15 protein-coding genes and 2 riboswitches are annotated in these 16126 nt (G+C 55.5%); all 15 genes read left to right on the plus strand.

Annotated elements, in window-relative coordinates; translation table 11 throughout:
* The first annotated feature begins 307 nt into the window (after positions 1–307).
* The 15 genes from HP435_RS07470 (at position 308) to purU (ending at position 16116) form a co-directional block, all read left to right on the plus strand.
* Positions 308–1174 carry a LysR family transcriptional regulator gene (locus HP435_RS07470; RefSeq protein ID WP_173598401.1) on the plus strand — a complete coding sequence of 289 codons (867 nt, stop codon included), beginning with the start codon at positions 308–310 and terminating at the stop codon, positions 1172–1174.
* Positions 1175–1337: 163 nt separating this feature from the next.
* Entirely contained in the window at positions 1338–2744 is a 1407-nt protein-coding gene (locus tag HP435_RS07475; protein WP_173598400.1) for a YfcC family protein, read from the plus strand.
* A 31-nt stretch (positions 2745–2775) separates the two neighbouring features.
* Positions 2776–3885 (plus strand): mandelate racemase/muconate lactonizing enzyme family protein, encoded by a 1110-nt coding sequence (locus tag HP435_RS07480; RefSeq protein ID WP_173596134.1) that lies wholly within the window; start codon positions 2776–2778, stop codon positions 3883–3885.
* 106 nt (positions 3886–3991) lie between these two features.
* Positions 3992–4408 (plus strand): VOC family protein, encoded by a 417-nt coding sequence (locus HP435_RS07485; RefSeq protein ID WP_122963009.1) that lies wholly within the window; start codon positions 3992–3994, stop codon positions 4406–4408.
* Positions 4409–4597: 189 nt separating this feature from the next.
* A riboswitch (glycine riboswitch) is annotated at positions 4598–4702 on the plus strand.
* A gap of 229 nt (positions 4703–4931) precedes the next feature.
* Positions 4932–5270, plus strand: coding sequence for an iron-sulfur cluster biosynthesis family protein (locus HP435_RS07490; RefSeq protein ID WP_173598399.1), 339 nt, complete (start codon positions 4932–4934; stop codon positions 5268–5270).
* Positions 5271–5393: 123 nt separating this feature from the next.
* Complete coding sequence (gene lpdA / locus HP435_RS07495) at positions 5394–6806, plus strand: dihydrolipoyl dehydrogenase (protein ID WP_173596136.1); 1413 nt, start codon at positions 5394–5396, stop codon at positions 6804–6806.
* Positions 6807–6820: 14 nt separating this feature from the next.
* Positions 6821–6924: riboswitch (glycine riboswitch) on the plus strand.
* Positions 6925–7110: 186 nt separating this feature from the next.
* Entirely contained in the window at positions 7111–8364 is a 1254-nt protein-coding gene (gene glyA / locus HP435_RS07500) for a serine hydroxymethyltransferase (RefSeq protein ID WP_173596276.1), read from the plus strand.
* A 15-nt stretch (positions 8365–8379) separates the two neighbouring features.
* A complete protein-coding gene (locus HP435_RS07505) occupies positions 8380–8898 on the plus strand; it encodes a serine dehydratase beta chain (protein WP_122963013.1) in 519 nt (172 codons plus the stop codon).
* Position 8899: 1 nt separating this feature from the next.
* Positions 8900–9772 (plus strand): L-serine ammonia-lyase, iron-sulfur-dependent, subunit alpha, encoded by an 873-nt coding sequence (gene sdaAA, locus HP435_RS07510; RefSeq protein WP_173596138.1) that lies wholly within the window; start codon positions 8900–8902, stop codon positions 9770–9772.
* Between the two features lie 20 nt (positions 9773–9792).
* Complete coding sequence (gene gcvT, locus HP435_RS07515) at positions 9793–10908, plus strand: glycine cleavage system aminomethyltransferase GcvT (protein ID WP_173598398.1); 1116 nt, start codon at positions 9793–9795, stop codon at positions 10906–10908.
* A 53-nt stretch (positions 10909–10961) separates the two neighbouring features.
* Positions 10962–11351 carry a glycine cleavage system protein GcvH gene (gene gcvH, locus HP435_RS07520; RefSeq protein ID WP_122963016.1) on the plus strand — a complete coding sequence of 130 codons (390 nt, stop codon included), beginning with the start codon at positions 10962–10964 and terminating at the stop codon, positions 11349–11351.
* A 23-nt stretch (positions 11352–11374) separates the two neighbouring features.
* A complete protein-coding gene (gene gcvPA / locus HP435_RS07525) occupies positions 11375–12709 on the plus strand; it encodes an aminomethyl-transferring glycine dehydrogenase subunit GcvPA (RefSeq protein WP_217365621.1) in 1335 nt (444 codons plus the stop codon).
* 25 nt (positions 12710–12734) lie between these two features.
* Entirely contained in the window at positions 12735–14219 is a 1485-nt protein-coding gene (gene gcvPB / locus HP435_RS07530; RefSeq protein ID WP_229049940.1) for an aminomethyl-transferring glycine dehydrogenase subunit GcvPB, read from the plus strand.
* A complete protein-coding gene (gene lipA, locus HP435_RS07535) occupies positions 14200–15078 on the plus strand; it encodes a lipoyl synthase (RefSeq protein ID WP_173598397.1) in 879 nt (292 codons plus the stop codon). The genes gcvPB and lipA overlap by 20 nt, the downstream gene beginning before the upstream one ends.
* Positions 15079–15240: 162 nt before the next feature.
* A complete protein-coding gene (purU, locus tag HP435_RS07540; RefSeq protein ID WP_122963020.1) occupies positions 15241–16116 on the plus strand; it encodes a formyltetrahydrofolate deformylase in 876 nt (291 codons plus the stop codon).
* Positions 16117–16126 lie beyond the last annotated feature (10 nt).

Here is a 16126-nt window from a genome sequence, read left to right on the forward strand (position 1 = left end):
ACTCCGATCGTACATATATGGTCTGTCTATGGCAGGGGAGATCATCACAGTAAATTATAGGGTACCCGAATGAGCCAGGGCTGCTTCATTCCTGAACATTTTCAGACATTCTCCCGTAAGCTTTTTCCGTCACCAAGAGCCATCGCCCCATGACGAAGCAGTATCCTTCAGCGCCAAGCGGCTTTTCGCCCTCCTGCGAGGCACGCTTTTCGGTGCGGTTTTCGTATTGTCTGTTCACAGCAAATGTTCTACGATGAACAAATACAAAACGAAACGAAAGTCTAACTGAGCTTTTGGGGTGATGGGGATGGAGCTGCGCCACTTGAAGACGTTCCACGTCGTTGCGGAATGTTTGAATCTCACCAAGGCTGCGGAAATTTTGCGCTATACGCAACCGACGATCAGCCTGCAAATTCAGGCGCTGGAACAAGACATCGGCCATACCTTGCTGAACCGGGTGGGAAAAAGGACGTTTTTGACGCCGACAGGCAAGCTGTTGAAAAAGCATACAGACAAGCTGTTTCAAAATTTGGATGAGCTGGAACAAGACTTGCGGCGGCTGGAAAAGCCGTACGGCAATTTGACCATCGCGGCGCCCGAGTTTTATTGCAGCTATTACTTGTCGCAACTGCTCAGCATTTACGTGAAGGTGCATCCGCAAGTGCAGATGAAGCTGCTCTGTTACAACAGCAAGGAGACGATCAAGCTGGTGGAGTCGAACCGGGCGGATATCGGGATTGTCGCCGGGAAGTGCAATCGGCCGGGGATTGAGGAAATTTTGATCGATCAGGAAGATTTGGTGCTGGTAGCGAGTCCGCTCCTGGTCAAGTCGCGCAGCGCCGAGGAGCTTTTTGCGGAGCATCCGTTCATTACGTACGATATGGAAGGCGTTATTCGCGAATGTTTGGAAGAAATCGGCTGCAAACCGCTCTGGACGATCGAATGCGGCAGCGAAGAGGCGATCAAGCGGGCGGTTATGTCCCAGACGGGGATTGCCTTGATCAGCGACGTCATGATTGAAAAAGAAGTAAGGCAGGGAACGCTGCAAGTGCTGCACCGCTTTCCGAAAAGGCTTTTGACTTACTTGATTTATCCGCGCGACCAGCGCGATTACAGCACCGTCAGCAGCTTTGTCGACGTGGTGCTTGATGTGTGGCCGACTTTTCGGGCTTGAATGAAGCCGTGGTATACGACTTTCGGAAGCGATTCCGGGGGTCGTTTTTTTGTGTGGCGAAGTATGGATTTATTTATGGTTATCATTGAACAACCTCATTTTTCATGCCGAATCAAATCGACTACGATAAAAAAACAGAATAATAAAAAAGGGGGAGTTGGAAGTGCTTCCAAACAGCAAAGAACAAGCAGCAAGACGCAAGAGAGGAATCAACGTTTTCGTGCTGTTGTTTGGCGTGCTGCTCATCGCGACGTTTCTCACCCACGTCGTTCCGGCGGGAGAATACGCCCGCGTGGAAGTGAACGGCAGAAACGTCGTCGATCCACAGTCGTACAAAGCGATTGAACAGACGCCCGTCTCCGTTTTTTCCCTGTTTAGCGCGATCCACACGGGGATGGTGGACGCAGGAGAAATTATTTTCTTTGTTTTGATCATCGGAGGAGCGTTTGGCGTGCTGACTGCGACAGGAGCTGTCGACGCTTTTATCCGCTCGCTGTCCAAAAAGCTCGGGAACAAGGAAAAGTGGCTGATCCCGATCATGATGCTGTTTTTCGCCTTTGCCGGGGCGTTTACCGGAATGGCGGAGGAGACGCTGGCTTACATCCCGATTTTGGTGCCGCTTGCTGTCTCGCTCGGCTTTGATGTCATCACGGGAACCGCGATTGTCCTGGTAGGAGCCTCGATCGGTTTTACGACGGCGATCATGAATCCGTTTACAGTGGGGATTGCCCAAGGAATCGCCCAGCTGCCGATTTTCTCGGGCATTGGCTACCGGATCATCTTGTTCGTGATCATGTATGCCGTATCGGTTGGCTTCATTTACCGCTACGCGATGAAGGTGAAAAAAGATCGCTCGCTCGGATTTTACGGCGAAGGGGTCGCAGCGTTTGAGCAGACTGCACCGACAACTGACCAACCTTTGTCCCAAACGCACAAATGGGTGCTGATCTGCTTCCTGCTTAACTTCGTCGCCTTGATTTACGGCGTCCTGCAATTCCAATGGTACATTACCGAAATTTCTGCCTTGTTCGTCATTTTGGCCATCGTAATTACGCTCATTTCCCGCATGTCTGCCGATCAGTTGATCGAGTCGTTCATGAAAGGGGCGGCGGGGATGCTCACGGGCGCTCTCATCATCGGGTTGTCGCGAGCGACACTGGTCGTGCTTGGCGACGGACACGTCATCGATACGCTGTTGTTCCATGCGTCAGGCATGCTGCACGAAATTCCGCCTGTGCTCAGCGCGGCTGGCATGTACATTTTGCAAGCGTTGATTCACTTCGTCGTACCTTCGGGCAGCGGACAAGCGGCGCTGACCATGCCGATCATGGCGCCATTGGCTGATCTGGTCGGAGTGACGCGGCAAACGGCGGTGCTGTCTTTCTCGCTGGCAGACGGAATCGGCAACATTATTTTCCCGACCTCGGGTTACTTCATGGCAGGGCTGGCGCTTGCGGGCATCCCGTGGATTCGTTGGGCGAAGTGGATTTTGCCATTGATTTTGATGCAGTTCGGGATTGGGCTGGTAGCGGTCATCATCGCCAATTGGATGCACTATGGACCGTTTTAAGAAAAATGTGTGAGCAATGGAGGGTTTCCTGTTGAAAATTGTTGCGATTGAAGTATTTGCGACCGAGCTGCCTTTGGTGCGGCCGTTTATCGTGGCCTACGATGCGTTTCACAAGCTTCCGAGCATCATTGTCAAAATGACGACGGACACGGGGCTTGTCGGTTACGGCGAAGGCATGCCCGACCCGCACGTGACGGGCGAGACATTTTCCAGCACGTACGAGATGCTGGTGAAAGACATTGCGCCGCTCGTCCTCGGGGCTAACCCGTTTGATATTGAAAAAGTTCACCGAATCATGGAGCAGGCTGTCTATTGCGCGCCATCTGCAAAAGCGGCCATCGATATCGCCTGCTACGATCTCATGGGCAAAGCCGCGGGACAGCCTGTCTACAATTTGCTTGGCGGAAAAGCGCACGACTTTTTGACGGTGCCTTATGTTGTGAGCATTTTGCCGCCGGAAGAAATGGCTCGCCAGGCGGCGCAAGCTTTGCAAGACGGATATTCGAGCATCAAGATCAAGGTCGGCGGCGATCCGGCTGTCGATGTCAAACGGATTCGCGCCGTCCGCGAGGCAATTGGCCCGGACGTCCAGCTGCGCGTGGACGCGAACCAGGGCTGGCGCAATGTGGCGACAACGATGCGCGTGTTGAAGCAAGTAGAGGACTGCCAGCTCGACTGGATTGAGCAGCCTGTTTTGGCGGACGATCTGATCGGTTTGGCAGAGGTTCGCCAAAAAACGTTCATTCCGGTCATGGTCGACGAAGGCTTGCACGGCGACAAAGAAATGCGGGAAGTCATCGTCCGCCAGGCAGCCGATTTGATCAACATCAAGCTGATGAAGTGCGGCGGCCTGTATCCGGCGCTCAAGCTGGTCGCGCAGGCAGAGATGGCGGGGATGGGATGTCAGGTTGGCTCGATGGTCGAATCAGCCGTGGCCACCGCCGCCGGGGCGCATCTGTCTTTGGCAAAAGGGATGATCTTTTCCAACGAAATGGTGGGGCCGCTCATGTTCTCCCGCGACTTCGGACAGCTTCGCTACGAGCAGGATCGCTTGCTGCTCGCAGATCGTCCGGGGCTTGGCGTGGAAGTCGATGAGGCTGTTGTGCGCGAGTTGAGTGTTTTTGCGGCGGAGGTTTCTTAGGAGGGGCGAATCAGTTGGCGTAATTAGCAATCCATAAGAAGCATCGTATCCCAAGAGATGGTACGATTTAATCAATCACAACACTTATCGAAAAGAGGGATACGCAATGGCACTGCAATCAAAACAAATTTTTGTCAATTTGCCCGTGAAAGATTTGAACAAGTCGATTGATTTTTTTACAGCGCTGGGCTATGAGTTCAACCCGCAATTTACGGATCAAAATGCCGCTTGCCTGGTGATTGGCGAAAATATTTACGCGATGCTCTTGGTGGAGGAGTTTTTCCAATCGTTCACGAACAAGCCCGTGACGGATACGGCCCAGAGCACCGAGGTCATCGTGGCGCTGTCAGCCGAGAGCCGGGAGCAAGTCGACGAGATCGTAAACAAAGCGCACGAAGCAGGGGCCAAGCCGGCTAAAGACCCGGTAGACCACGGCTTCATGTACAGCTGGAGCTTTATCGATCTGGACGGACATTTGTGGGAATACGTGTACATGGATGAGGCTGCGATTTCGCAACAGTAAAAAATAGGGTGGATCAACAGGCCAAAAGCAGGCGTTACCGCTTTTGGCCTGTTCGCGATGCCAGTCGTCATGGCGGCCCGCCGCAAATCGAATAAGGTTACCTGAATAATAATTTTTTTCAGAATTGACATCGGCAGAAGGAGTGTGATTTACTAATGTCAATGTTAGCCAACAAGTGAATAGCGGCGGATGATGATTGTAGGAGAGACTAAACGACGCGTTTAGCACCGAAGGAGCAAGTCCCATAAAACCCTTGGGATTAATCTCTCAGGTACCAGATACTACAATCGGACGCACCTCTGGAGAGCGCTGCACAAGCCACCCAAGGGGAATACTTCGGAACCGATTGATTGCCGAAGTTAAACTCTCAGGTAAAAAGGACAGAGGAAAGGTAGAGTATTCGTCACTCTATCTTTCCTCTGTCCTTTTTTGCTGAATGAAACGTCGCGTCGAGTTGCACAAAAGCGGGCGCAGACGCTTGCATTTCGGCCAAACGAAACGGATACGAGTGAAAGGTGGCGCGATGGGAAAGGAGGAGGCGATCACGAAAATGGAGCTTACGATCAAGGAAGCGGCTCAAGCAGAGCTGAAAAAACTGAATTTTCCGCAGGATACCGCGCTCAGGATTGACGTGGTGATCTCCGGCGACTGCGGTTGCGGATTTTTTGTCCAGCTCGGAGTAGATGAGCTGCGCAAAAACGACACGCTCGTGTACGAAAACGGGATTCCGGTCTGCATGGATCGGTTGACCAAACGGCATCTCGGGGATGTGCTTACCCTGGACTACGACCCTTCCCTGGGCTTCGCCTTGTCCAGCCCGGAAGAAGCTTTTGCGGATCGGCTCGCTGTTCGTCGCGGTTGACAACGGAAACAGGCAGAACAGCACGAGCAGCAGTTGGCCGACTGTAAGCAGGCGCATCTTCTTGCAGGGCAAAACTGCGGGAGACGCCTTACACAGAAAAAGAAAAACAGGTGGAGAGAACAAATGACAACGAACGGAACAGTAGAGCAGGTGGATGTCCTCGTGATCGGAGCGGGGCCGGGGGGCTACGTAGCCGCGATCCGGGCGGCTCAGCTCGGCAAGCAGGTCGCGATTGTGGAAAAAGACACGGTCGGCGGCGTATGTTTGAACCGCGGCTGCATTCCTTCCAAGGCGCTGATCTCGGCGGCGCATCAATACGAGGCGATGACGCAATCCGCGAGCATCGGCTTGCAGGCAGCAGAAGTGAGCGTCGATTTCGCCAAGGTTCAGGCATGGAAGCGCAGCGTGGTCGACAAATTGACCGGAGGCGTAAGCTCGCTGCTCAAAGGCAACAAGATCAAAAGAATCAGCGGGGAAGCGCGGCTTGTCGGCGAGCAGCTGGTTGAGGTGAAAAATGGCGACGACTGCACGCAGGTGCAATTCCAGCAAGCGATTCTCGCGACAGGCTCGCGTCCGATCGAATTGAAAGCCTTTCCATTCGCGGGCCGCATTCTTTCCTCGACAGAACTGCTGGCGCTTGAAGAATTGCCGAAAAGCTTGCTGGTCATTGGCGGCGGGTATATCGGGATCGAGCTGGGGCAGACATTTGCCAAGCTGGGCACGAAGGTGACGATTTTGGAAGGCTCGGACTCGATTTTGCCTGGCTTTGAAAAAGAACTGTCGCGTCTGGTGGCGAGGAAGCTGAAAAAGCTCGGCGTGGAAGTGCACACCGAAGCGCTGGCCAAAGGGGCGGAACAAACAGCCGAACAGGTCAGCGTCACCTATGCGGCAAAAGGCGAAGAGCGTCAGGCGACCGCTGACTATGTGCTCGTTACGGTTGGCAGACGGCCGAACATCGAGGGGCTGGGATTGGAAAAGCTCGCTGTCAAGCTGACAGAGCGCGGCTTCATCCAGATCGACCAACAGTGCCAAACGAGCATTCCGCACCTGTATGCGATCGGCGATCTGGTGGAAGGCCCGGCTCTTGCCCACAAAGCGTCGTACGAAGGCAAAATCGCGGCGGAAGCCATCGCTGGCAAAGACAGCAAGCTCACCGACAAAAAGATTCCCGCTGTCGTGTTCTCCGATCCGGAGATTGCCAGTGTGGGACTGACCGAGTCGGAAGCCAAAGAGCGCGGACACGAGGTGGCAGTTGGCAAGTTCCCTTATGCCGCGAATGGGCGGGCACTGTCTCTGAACGTCGGGGAAGGCTTCGTGAAGCTCGTGGGCGACAAGGAGACGGGGCTGCTGCTGGGAGCGCAGATTATCGGGCCGGAAGCGTCCAATCTGATCGGCGAGGTTGCCCTGGCGATTGAAAAAGGGCATACGCTGACAGATATTGCCGAGACGATCCACGCCCATCCGAGCCTGGGAGAAATCATCATGGAAGCGGCAGAAGGAGCGCTCGGGCACGGCATTCATCAACTGAACAAATAACTGCATATCGGCGGATGATGATCGTGGGAGAGACTGGCCGCACTGGCTGGCACCGAAGGAGCAAGTCCCAAAAACCCTTGGGATTAATCTCTCAGGTAAAGAGTACCACGATTGGACGCACCTCTGGAGAGCGCTGCACAAGCCACCCAAGGGGAAAGCTTCGCGAACCGAAGCCAAACTCTCAGGTAAAAAGGACAGAGGAAAGGTAGATTTTTTCCGAAAAAGGAGTCTATCTTTCCATTGTCCTTTTTTCGCGTTCGTACGCTTGGGAAAGGTAGCGAGCAAAAGTTGAAACGGGGGAGATATCGTGAGTTTGCAGGAGCGCGATCAAGAAATTTTTGCGGCGATGGAAGACGAGCGGCAGCGGCAGCATCAAACATTGGAGCTGATTGCTTCCGAGAACTTCGTCAGCGAAGAAGTGATGCAGGCGATGGGGTCCGTACTGACCAACAAATACGCGGAGGGGTACCCGGGAAAACGGTACTACGGGGGCTGCGAGCATGTCGATGTCGTCGAGCGTTTGGCGATCGAACGGGTGAGCAACTTGTTTGGCGCAACGTACGCGAACGTGCAGCCGCACTCCGGGGCGCAGGCGAATACGGCCGTCTTTTTCTCCCTGCTTTCGCCCGGCGATACGATCATGGGGATGAATTTGTCCCACGGCGGGCATTTGACGCACGGCAGCCCTGTCAGCCTGTCGGGTAAATGGTTCAATGTCGTCGCTTACGGCGTGCGCGAAGATACGCACCGGATCGACTATGAAGAAGTCGAGGCTGTTGCATTGCGCGAGCGGCCGAAGCTGCTGATTGCCGGAGCGAGCGCTTATCCGCGCCAGATCGATTTCGCCCGGTTCAAGGAAATCGCGGACAAAGTCGGAGCCAAGCTGATGGTGGACATGGCGCACATCGCCGGACTGGTCGCCGCAGGCTTGCATCCTTCGCCCGTTCCGCACGCAGATGTCACGACGAGTACGACGCACAAAACATTGCGCGGCCCGCGCGGCGGCATCATCCTGACGAACGACGAAGAAATTTTCAAAGGGATCAACAAAGCCATTTTCCCGGGCATCCAGGGCGGGCCGCTCATGCATGTGATCGCCGCCAAGGCAGTGTCCTTCAAAGAAGCGTTGCAGCCGAGCTTCGTCACCTACGCGCAGCAAGTGGTGAAAAACGCCGCGGCATTGGCGGAGACGCTGAAAAGCGAAGGGGCGACGCTCGTGTCCGGGGGAACGGATAACCATCTGGTCTTGCTCGATGTGCGGCCGTGGGATTTGACAGGCAAAGAAGCGGAGCATCTGCTGGAGGCGGCAGGCATTACGGTGAACAAAAACACGATTCCGTACGATACGGCAAGTCCGTTTGTGACGAGCGGCGTGCGAATCGGCACGGCTGCGATTACGACCCGCGGCATGAAGGAAGCGGATATGGAGACGATTGGCCGGGCGATTGCCGCTGTGCTCAAAGACAAGGGCAGCGAAGCGACGACCGCCAGGGTGAAAAGCGAAATTCGCGGGCTGTGCGAATCGTATCCGCTGTATCAACAGCTCGCAGTGAGGTAAGCAGGAGGAGCGACGATGGTATACAACAGCTGCTTTGATATTATCGGGCCGATCATGGTTGGCCCTTCCAGCTCGCATACAGCGGGAGTCGTCACGATCGGAAAATTCGTCCGCGATTTTCTCGGCGGCGAAATCGAGTCAGCGACGATTGTGTTTTACGACTCTTTTTCGGAAACGTACAAAGGACACGGGACAGACAAGGCAGTGGTGGGCGGCTTGCTCGGGATGGACACGGATGACAGCCGGATACGCGTAGCGCTGGAGCTGGCAGCGGCGAAAGGGCTGCAGGTCGTATTCGAAAAGCGGGGCGACTGCCCGTACTACGATCATCCCAATACCGTCATGATCCAGGCCCGCACAGCACGCGATATCGCCGTCATCGGCGGCGTCTCGCTCGGCGGCGGCATCTCGAAAGTGTTTTACGTGAACGAGTTCGCTGTCGATATTCCGTTGAACGCGCCGTACGATCTGGATGACTTGCGCAACAAGCTTTGGCACAATACACGCTGCGAGGCTGCGGTAGGGGGAGCATAGCATGGACTTTACTTCAATGACAGAGCTGCTCGCTCTCTGTGAATCGACCAACAGGAGCATAGCAGAAGTGATGGTGGCCCGCGAGAGCGCGAAAAGCGGTCGGTCGGAGCAGGAGATTGTGGAAACGATGAAGCTGCGGCTCGTCCGGATGAAAGAGGCGATCGATCAGGGAGTGTCCGATCGATCCCTCGCCCCAAGCGGCATCTCGGGCGGCGATGCCTACAAGCTGGAGCGCTATTTGGAAAAAGGGGAGCAGCTGACAGGGCCGATTGTCGGGGATGCGATGAAGTTCGCTTTTGCCACCTCGGAAATGAACGCCCGCATGGGAATCATCGTCGCGACGCCAACAGCGGGCTCGGCAGGAATCTTGCCCGGCTGCCTGTTTTCGCTGCACGAAAATCAAAAATATACGTTTGAGCATCTGGTGATGGGGCTGTTCACGGCAAGCGCCATCGGCTATGTGATCGCCAACCGCGCGTTTATTTCGGGTGCTGCGGGAGGCTGCCAGGCAGAAGTAGGATCTGCTACAGCGATGGCTGCTGCCGCGCTCGTCGAGATCAAGCAAGGGACGCCGCGCCAGGCGGTTCATGCGGCTGCCATCGCCTTGAAATCGTTGCTCGGACTTGTCTGCGATCCGGTTGCAGGCTTGGTGGAAGTGCCGTGCATCAAGCGCAACGTGATCGGTTCTTCCATCGCCTTTTCCGCAGCCGATATCGCGCTGGCTGGCATCGAAAGCCAGATTCCGTGCGATGAAGTGATCGGAGCGATGTACGAGATCGGGAAAAAAATGCCCCGCGCCTACCGCGAGACGGCTCTCGGCGGACTTGCCGTGACGCCAACCGGAGAGGCGGTCAAAGAGAGAATCATGAAATGAAGACGAAGGGATGAGGCTGGATGCAAGCTCAAGCTTTGAAACGAACGCCGCTCTACCCGCTCTACGCCCAGCACGGCGCCAAGGTAATCGACTTTGGCGGCTGGGAGTTGCCTGTGCAGTTCAGCAGTATTATCGAAGAGCATCACACGGTACGGACGAAGGCAGGACTGTTCGATGTGTCCCATATGGGTGAAGTCATGATTGAAGGCCCTGACGCCAGCGCGTTTGTCCAGTCGCTGATTACGAACGACGTGACGACGCTGCAAACGAATCAGGCGCTGTACGCGGCGATGTGCTACCCGGATGGCGGCACAGTGGACGATCTGCTTGTCTACAAGCAGGGCGAGCAAAAATTTTTGCTGGTGATCAACGCGTCCAACATCGACAAAGACGTAGACTGGATCGTCTCGCATGCAAAAGGCGAGGTCACGGTCGAAAATGTGAGCGACGCGACGGCTCAACTGGCGATTCAAGGCCCGCTTGCCGAGCAGGTGCTGCAACGGTTGACCGCAACTGACCTGTCGCAAATCCGCTATTTCTGGTTCCAGCAAGACGTGGATGTCGCGGGCATCAAGGCGCTCGTATCGCGCACAGGCTACACCGGAGAAGACGGCTTCGAGCTGTACGTGTCTGCGGCAGATGCGCCTTCTCTCTGGGAAAAAATTTTGGCGGAGGGCAAAGCAGACGGCGTGCTGCCGTGCGGACTGGGCGCGCGGGACACGCTGCGTTTTGAAGCAAGACTGCCTCTGTACGGGCAAGAGCTGGGGGCCGACATCACGCCGCTTGAAGCCGGGATCGGCTTTGCCGTGAAGCTGCAAAAGGAACAGGACTTCATCGGCAAAGAGGCGCTGCAAAAGCAAAAAGCAGCAGGCGTGCCGCGCAAGCTCGTCGGCGTCGAACTGATCGGCAGAGGGATTCCGCGCACAGGCTATCCTGTGTTTGCGCAAGAAGCAGGGGAGCAGGATGAGCCGATCGGCTACATCACCTCTGGCACGCAATCCCCGACATTGAAGAAAAACTTGGGGCTGGCGCTGATCCGCGCAGAGTACGCGGCTGTAGACACGCCGCTTGCTGTGGAGATTCGCGGAAAGCGGGTCGAGGCGGTAACGGTCAAATCCCCTTTTTACAAGCGCTAAAAAATCAGGAAACGGATGAATCCGAATACGAACGAGTCAAAGGAGATCAGGACATGAGCAAAGTCGTCAAAGGTTGGTTGTACAGCAGGGAACACGAATGGGTCGAGGTGCTGAGCGAAACGAGAGTGCGCGTGGGAATCACCGATTTTGCGCAAAACCAGCTCGGGGATCTCGTATTTGTAGAGCTGCCGCAAGTGGGTGCCGAAGTTGTCGCGAATCAAAGCATGGGCTCGGTCGAGTCGGTCAAAGCGGTATCGGACCTGTTTTCGCCAGTGAGCGGCAAAGTGGTGGAAGTGAACAGCGAGCTGGAAGACAGCCCGGAAGTCATCAACAGCGATGCGTACAGCGGCGGCTGGATGATCGTCGTGGAAATCAGCAATCCGGATGAACTGTCCGAGCTGCTTTCTGCGGAACAATATGCAGATTTTGTCTTGGAGGGATAAGTGTGAACTATCGATACTTGCCAATGACAACGGAAGACAAGCAAGAGATGCTGTCGTTTCTCGGTCTGTCTAGCGTAGAGGAACTGTTTGCGGACATCCCGGAAGCGATCCGCTTTCAAGGCAGTCTGCAAATCCCGATTGCGCTGTCCGAGCCGGAAACTGTGCGGCATTTTACCAAGCTGGCGAGACAAAATGTCGACAGCAGCGAATACGCCTATTTTCTCGGAGCGGGCATCTACGACCATTACATTCCCAGCACCGTGAACCACGTGATTTCCCGTTCGGAGTTTTACACGGCTTACACGCCGTACCAGCCGGAAATCAGTCAGGGAGAGCTTCAGGCGATTTTTGAATTTCAGACGATGATTTGCGAGCTGACCGGGATGGAAGTAGCGAACTCGTCGATGTACGACGGGCCGACGGCGTTGGCGGAAGCGGCGAATCTGGCTGTCGGCGGCGTTGCCGGAAAAAATGTCATCGTGTCGAAAGCGGTACATCCGGAAGCGCGTGAAATTCTCGGGGTCAATGCCAAGGCTCAAGGCTATGAAGTGATCGAGATTGGCTGCAAGGGCGGCGTGACCGACCTGGAAGCGTTGGAGCAAGCGGTAAACGAACAGACGGCAGCGGTCATGGTGCAGTACCCGAACTTTTTCGGGGCAGTCGAAGATTTGGCTTCGCTTGAGAAAATCGCGCATCAGCACAAGTCGCTGTTTGTCGTCAGTGCCAACCCGCTGGCCCTCGGTGTGTTGCAGCCGCCGGGAGCGTACAACGCCGATATCGTCGTCGGCGAAGCGCAGCCTTTTGGCATCCCGATGCAGCTTGGCGGGCCATCTTGCGGTTATTTTGCCGTCAAGGAAAAGCTCATGCGCAAAATCCCGGGAAGAATCGTCGGCCAGACCGTTGACCAGGAAGGACGCCGCGGATTCGTGCTTACGCTGCAAGCGCGCGAGCAGCACATTCGCCGGGAGAAGGCGACGTCCAATATTTGCTCGAACCAGGCGCTGAACGCTCTGGCTGCCTCTGTCGCCATGACCGCCCTCGGCAAACGCGGCGTGCAGGAAATGGCCCGGCTGAACGTGCAAAAGACCCAGTATGCGCTGCGCGAGCTGGCGAAGCTGGACAATTGCCAGCTCGTTTACCACAGCCCTGTTTTCAACGAATTTGTGCTCAAGGTGCCGAAAAGCGTAGGCGAAGTCAACCGCGAGCTGTTGAGGAAAAAGATCGTCGGGGGCTACGACCTCGGGCGGGATTATCCTGAGCTGGCCAACCACATGCTTTTGGCTGTGACGGAAGCACGCACGAAAGAAGAGATCGACGCACTTGTCCAAGGATTGGGGGAGATTGGCCGTGCAAACTAACAAGGAAAAAGAGCTGATTTTCGAAATGAGCAAGCCGGGTCGCGTCGCTTACAGCCTGCCTGAGAGCGATGTGCCAGAGGTGGAGCTGGACGCAGTTTTCCCCGCACAGTATTTGCGCAAGCAGCCTGCGGAGCTGCCGGAAGTTTCCGAGCTGGACTTGATGCGTCACTACACCGGGCTGTCCAACCGCAACCACGGGATCGACTCCGGCTTTTATCCGCTCGGCTCATGCACGATGAAGTACAATCCGAAAATCAATGAAGATGTCGTTCGCTACCCCGGCTTTGCCAAAATTCATCCGTACCAGGCGGAGGAAACGATGCAGGGCGCTTTGCGGGTATTGTACGACTTGCAGGCGGAGCTTTCGGAGATTACCGGGATGGATGCGGTCAGCTTGCAGCCTGCGGCGGGAGCACAGGGCGAATGGGCGGCGCTGATGATGATTCGCGCTTACCACGAGAGCCGCGGGGAAAAACGGACGAAAGTGATCGTGCCTGACACGGCGCACGGGACGAATCCGGCGAGCGCGGCAGTCGCTGGTTTGGAGACGGTCACGATTTCTTCTGACGAACAGGGCAACGTCAATCTGGAGGAGCTGCGCAAAGTCGTGGGAGCAGACACGGCTGCACTGATGCTGACGAATCCGAGCACGCTCGGCTTGTTTGAGGAAAGCATCCAGGAGATTGCCGAGATCGTCCACGCGGCGGGCGGCTTGCTGTACTACGATGGAGCGAATGCGAACGCGATCATGGGCATCGCTCGCCCGGGAGACATGGGCTTTGACGTGGTGCATCTGAACTTGCACAAGACGTTTACCGGGCCGCATGGCGGCGGCGGTCCTGGCGCTGGCCCAATCGGCTGCAAAAAAGAGCTGGTGCCGTTTTTGCCGCGTCCGCAGGTGGTCAAGGAGGGCGACACGTATCGCCTCGACTACGATATTCCGCAATCGATCGGACGGGTCAAAGCGTTTTACGGCAACTTCGGGATTTTGCTGCGCTCGTTCGTCTACATTCGCGCCAACGGGCCGGAAGGGTTGCTGCGCGTCTCCCAGGAAGCCGTGTTGAATGCGAACTACATGATGCGCAAGCTGGCGCCGTACTACGATCTTCCTTACGACCGCATTTGCAAGCATGAATTTGTCCTGTCCGGGCGCAAACAAAAGAAATTGGGCGTGCGCACGCTGGACATTGCCAAACGTCTGCTTGATTTCGGCTATCACCCGCCGACGATTTACTTCCCGCTGATCGTGGATGAGTGCATGATGATCGAGCCGACCGAGACGGAGTCGAAAGAGACGCTGGATCAGTTCATCGACGCCATGATTGCGATCGCAAAAGAAGTGGAGGAAAATCCGACGATTGTGCAGGAAGCTCCGCACACGACGATTGTCTCGCGTCTGGATGAGGTGACGGCGGCGCGCAAGCCCGTATTGCGCTATCGGAAGCCGGCAGAGGAAAACGCTGTGCGGAAAGCAGAGGGGAGCCAAGCCAATGAAGGTGCCCTCGTCTGAGCGAAAACCGGAATGGCTGAAAATCAAGCTGCATACGAATGAGCAGATGAAAGAGCTGAAAGCGATCATGCGCGGCGGCAACCTGCACACCGTATGCGAGGAAGCGAAATGCCCGAACATCTACGAATGCTGGAGCAACCGCACGGCAACGTTCATGATTTTGGGCAGCATCTGCACGCGCGCCTGCCGCTTTTGCGCCGTGAAAACGGGCCTGCCAACCGAGCTTGACAAGGAAGAGCCGCAAAAGGTAGCGATTGCGACAGCGAAAATGGGCTTGAAGCATGTGGTCGTCACCTCGGTTGCGCGCGATGATCTGCGCGACGGCGGAGCTTCGATTTTCGCAGAGACGATCCGGGCGATTCGCGAGCGCAATCCGCTGACAGGCATCGAAGTATTGATTCCCGACTTCGGCGGATCGGAGGAGGCGCTGGCGACGGTCTTGGCCGAAAAGCCGGACATATTGAACCACAACATCGAGACAGTCGAGCGCCTGTCGGATCGGGTGCGGGCGAGAGCGAAATATCCGCGTTCCTTGACGCTTTTGCAAAATGCGAAAAAGCTTCGGCCCGGGCAGAAAACAAAGTCCAGCATCATGCTTGGCGTAGGGGAAACGGACGAGGAAATCGTGCAGACGATGCACGACTTGCGCGCCGTCAACTGCGATATTATGACGCTCGGGCAGTATTTGCAGCCGACGAAAAAGCATTTGCCCGTCCTGAAATACTACACGCCGGATGAGTTTCGCGAATTTAAGGAACTGGGAATGCAGCTGGGCTTTGCCCATGTGGAATCAGGGCCGCTCGTCCGCAGCTCCTACCATGCGCATGAGCAGGTGGCGCAAGCGACGATTGCCAAATAAACGCGACTCCCGCGCCTGTTGCTTTGACAGGGCGGGAGCTTGCTTGTTTGTTTGTTTGTTTGTTTGTCCATGCCATGAAAGCTGATCGCAGGTTTTCCAACGGTTTTGGACAGTCTATGTCTATGAAGAGGGAAAAGCATCCAGAATGGGAGGAACATACATATGAACCACGAGCCTGCAAAAAATGAGAACCGCGCCGTCCTCTTGATTTCTTGCCCGGAGAGATTGGGCATCATCTCTGCCGTTTCCAATCTGCTGCTCAGCTACAAAGCGAACATCGTTCAGTTCGACCAACACACGACAGACCCGCGCGACGGGATGTTTTTCATGCGCATTTTGTTTGACCTCGACTCTCTGCCAACGGCATTTTCACAGTTGGAGCAGGACTTGGCCAAAATGGCCGAGGATTACCCGATGGACTGGCGGCTCAGCAAGGAAAGCCAAAGAAAGCGCATGGCGATTTTCGTCTCCAAAATGGATCATTGCCTTGTCGAGCTGCTCTGGCGAGTCAAATCGCAGGAAATTCTCGTCGATATTCCTATGGTCATCAGCAATCATCCGGATGCGAAAGAGACGGTGGAAGCGTACGGCATTCCGTTCCATCACATATCGCTTGCGACCCAGAGCAAGGAAGAGGCAGAGCGCAAGGCGCTTGAGCTGTTGCAGGGCAATGTCGACTTCATCGTTTTGGCCCGGTACATGCAGATTTTGTCTCCGCGCTTTATTACCCATTTTCCCAATCAGATTATCAACATTCACCATTCCTTCCTGCCCGCCTTTATCGGGGCGAATCCGTACAAGCGCGCCTTCATGCGCGGGGTGAAGCTGATCGGGGCAACGGCGCACTACGTCACGAACGATCTGGATGAAGGCCCGATCATCGAACAAGACGTGATTCGCGTCAACCATCGCTATACGGAAGAAGATTTGAAAGTGGCAGGCCGCCACGTCGAGCGAAACGTTTTGGCCCAGGCGATCTCCTGGCACGTGGAGGACAAAGTCATCGTGTACGGCAACAAGACGATCGTGTTTGCCTAAAAAATATTTG

Origin of the sequence: Brevibacillus sp. HD3.3A (assembly GCF_013284375.2) — a bacterium.
Taxonomy (GTDB): domain Bacteria; phylum Bacillota; class Bacilli; order Brevibacillales; family Brevibacillaceae; genus Brevibacillus; species Brevibacillus parabrevis.

What these genes read in the sequence shown, in the direction of transcription:
- HP435_RS07490 (WP_173598399.1), top strand. Translation starts at nt 4,932, where the DNA reads ATGGGAAAGGAGGAGGCGATCACGAAAATGGAGCTTACGATCAAGGAA.
- gcvPB (WP_229049940.1), top strand. Translation starts at nt 12,735, where the DNA reads ATGAGCAAGCCGGGTCGCGTCGCTTACAGCCTGCCTGAGAGCGATGTG.
- lpdA (WP_173596136.1), top strand. Translation starts at nt 5,394, where the DNA reads ATGACAACGAACGGAACAGTAGAGCAGGTGGATGTCCTCGTGATCGGA.
- lipA (WP_173598397.1), top strand. Translation starts at nt 14,200, where the DNA reads ATGAAGGTGCCCTCGTCTGAGCGAAAACCGGAATGGCTGAAAATCAAG.
- gcvH (WP_122963016.1), top strand. Translation starts at nt 10,962, where the DNA reads ATGAGCAAAGTCGTCAAAGGTTGGTTGTACAGCAGGGAACACGAATGG.
- HP435_RS07485 (WP_122963009.1), top strand. Translation starts at nt 3,992, where the DNA reads ATGGCACTGCAATCAAAACAAATTTTTGTCAATTTGCCCGTGAAAGAT.
- gcvT (WP_173598398.1), top strand. Translation starts at nt 9,793, where the DNA reads ATGCAAGCTCAAGCTTTGAAACGAACGCCGCTCTACCCGCTCTACGCC.
- purU (WP_122963020.1), top strand. Translation starts at nt 15,241, where the DNA reads ATGAACCACGAGCCTGCAAAAAATGAGAACCGCGCCGTCCTCTTGATT.
- HP435_RS07470 (WP_173598401.1), top strand. Translation starts at nt 308, where the DNA reads ATGGAGCTGCGCCACTTGAAGACGTTCCACGTCGTTGCGGAATGTTTG.
- sdaAA (WP_173596138.1), top strand. Translation starts at nt 8,900, where the DNA reads ATGGACTTTACTTCAATGACAGAGCTGCTCGCTCTCTGTGAATCGACC.
- gcvPA (WP_217365621.1), top strand. Translation starts at nt 11,375, where the DNA reads ATGACAACGGAAGACAAGCAAGAGATGCTGTCGTTTCTCGGTCTGTCT.
- HP435_RS07505 (WP_122963013.1), top strand. Translation starts at nt 8,380, where the DNA reads ATGGTATACAACAGCTGCTTTGATATTATCGGGCCGATCATGGTTGGC.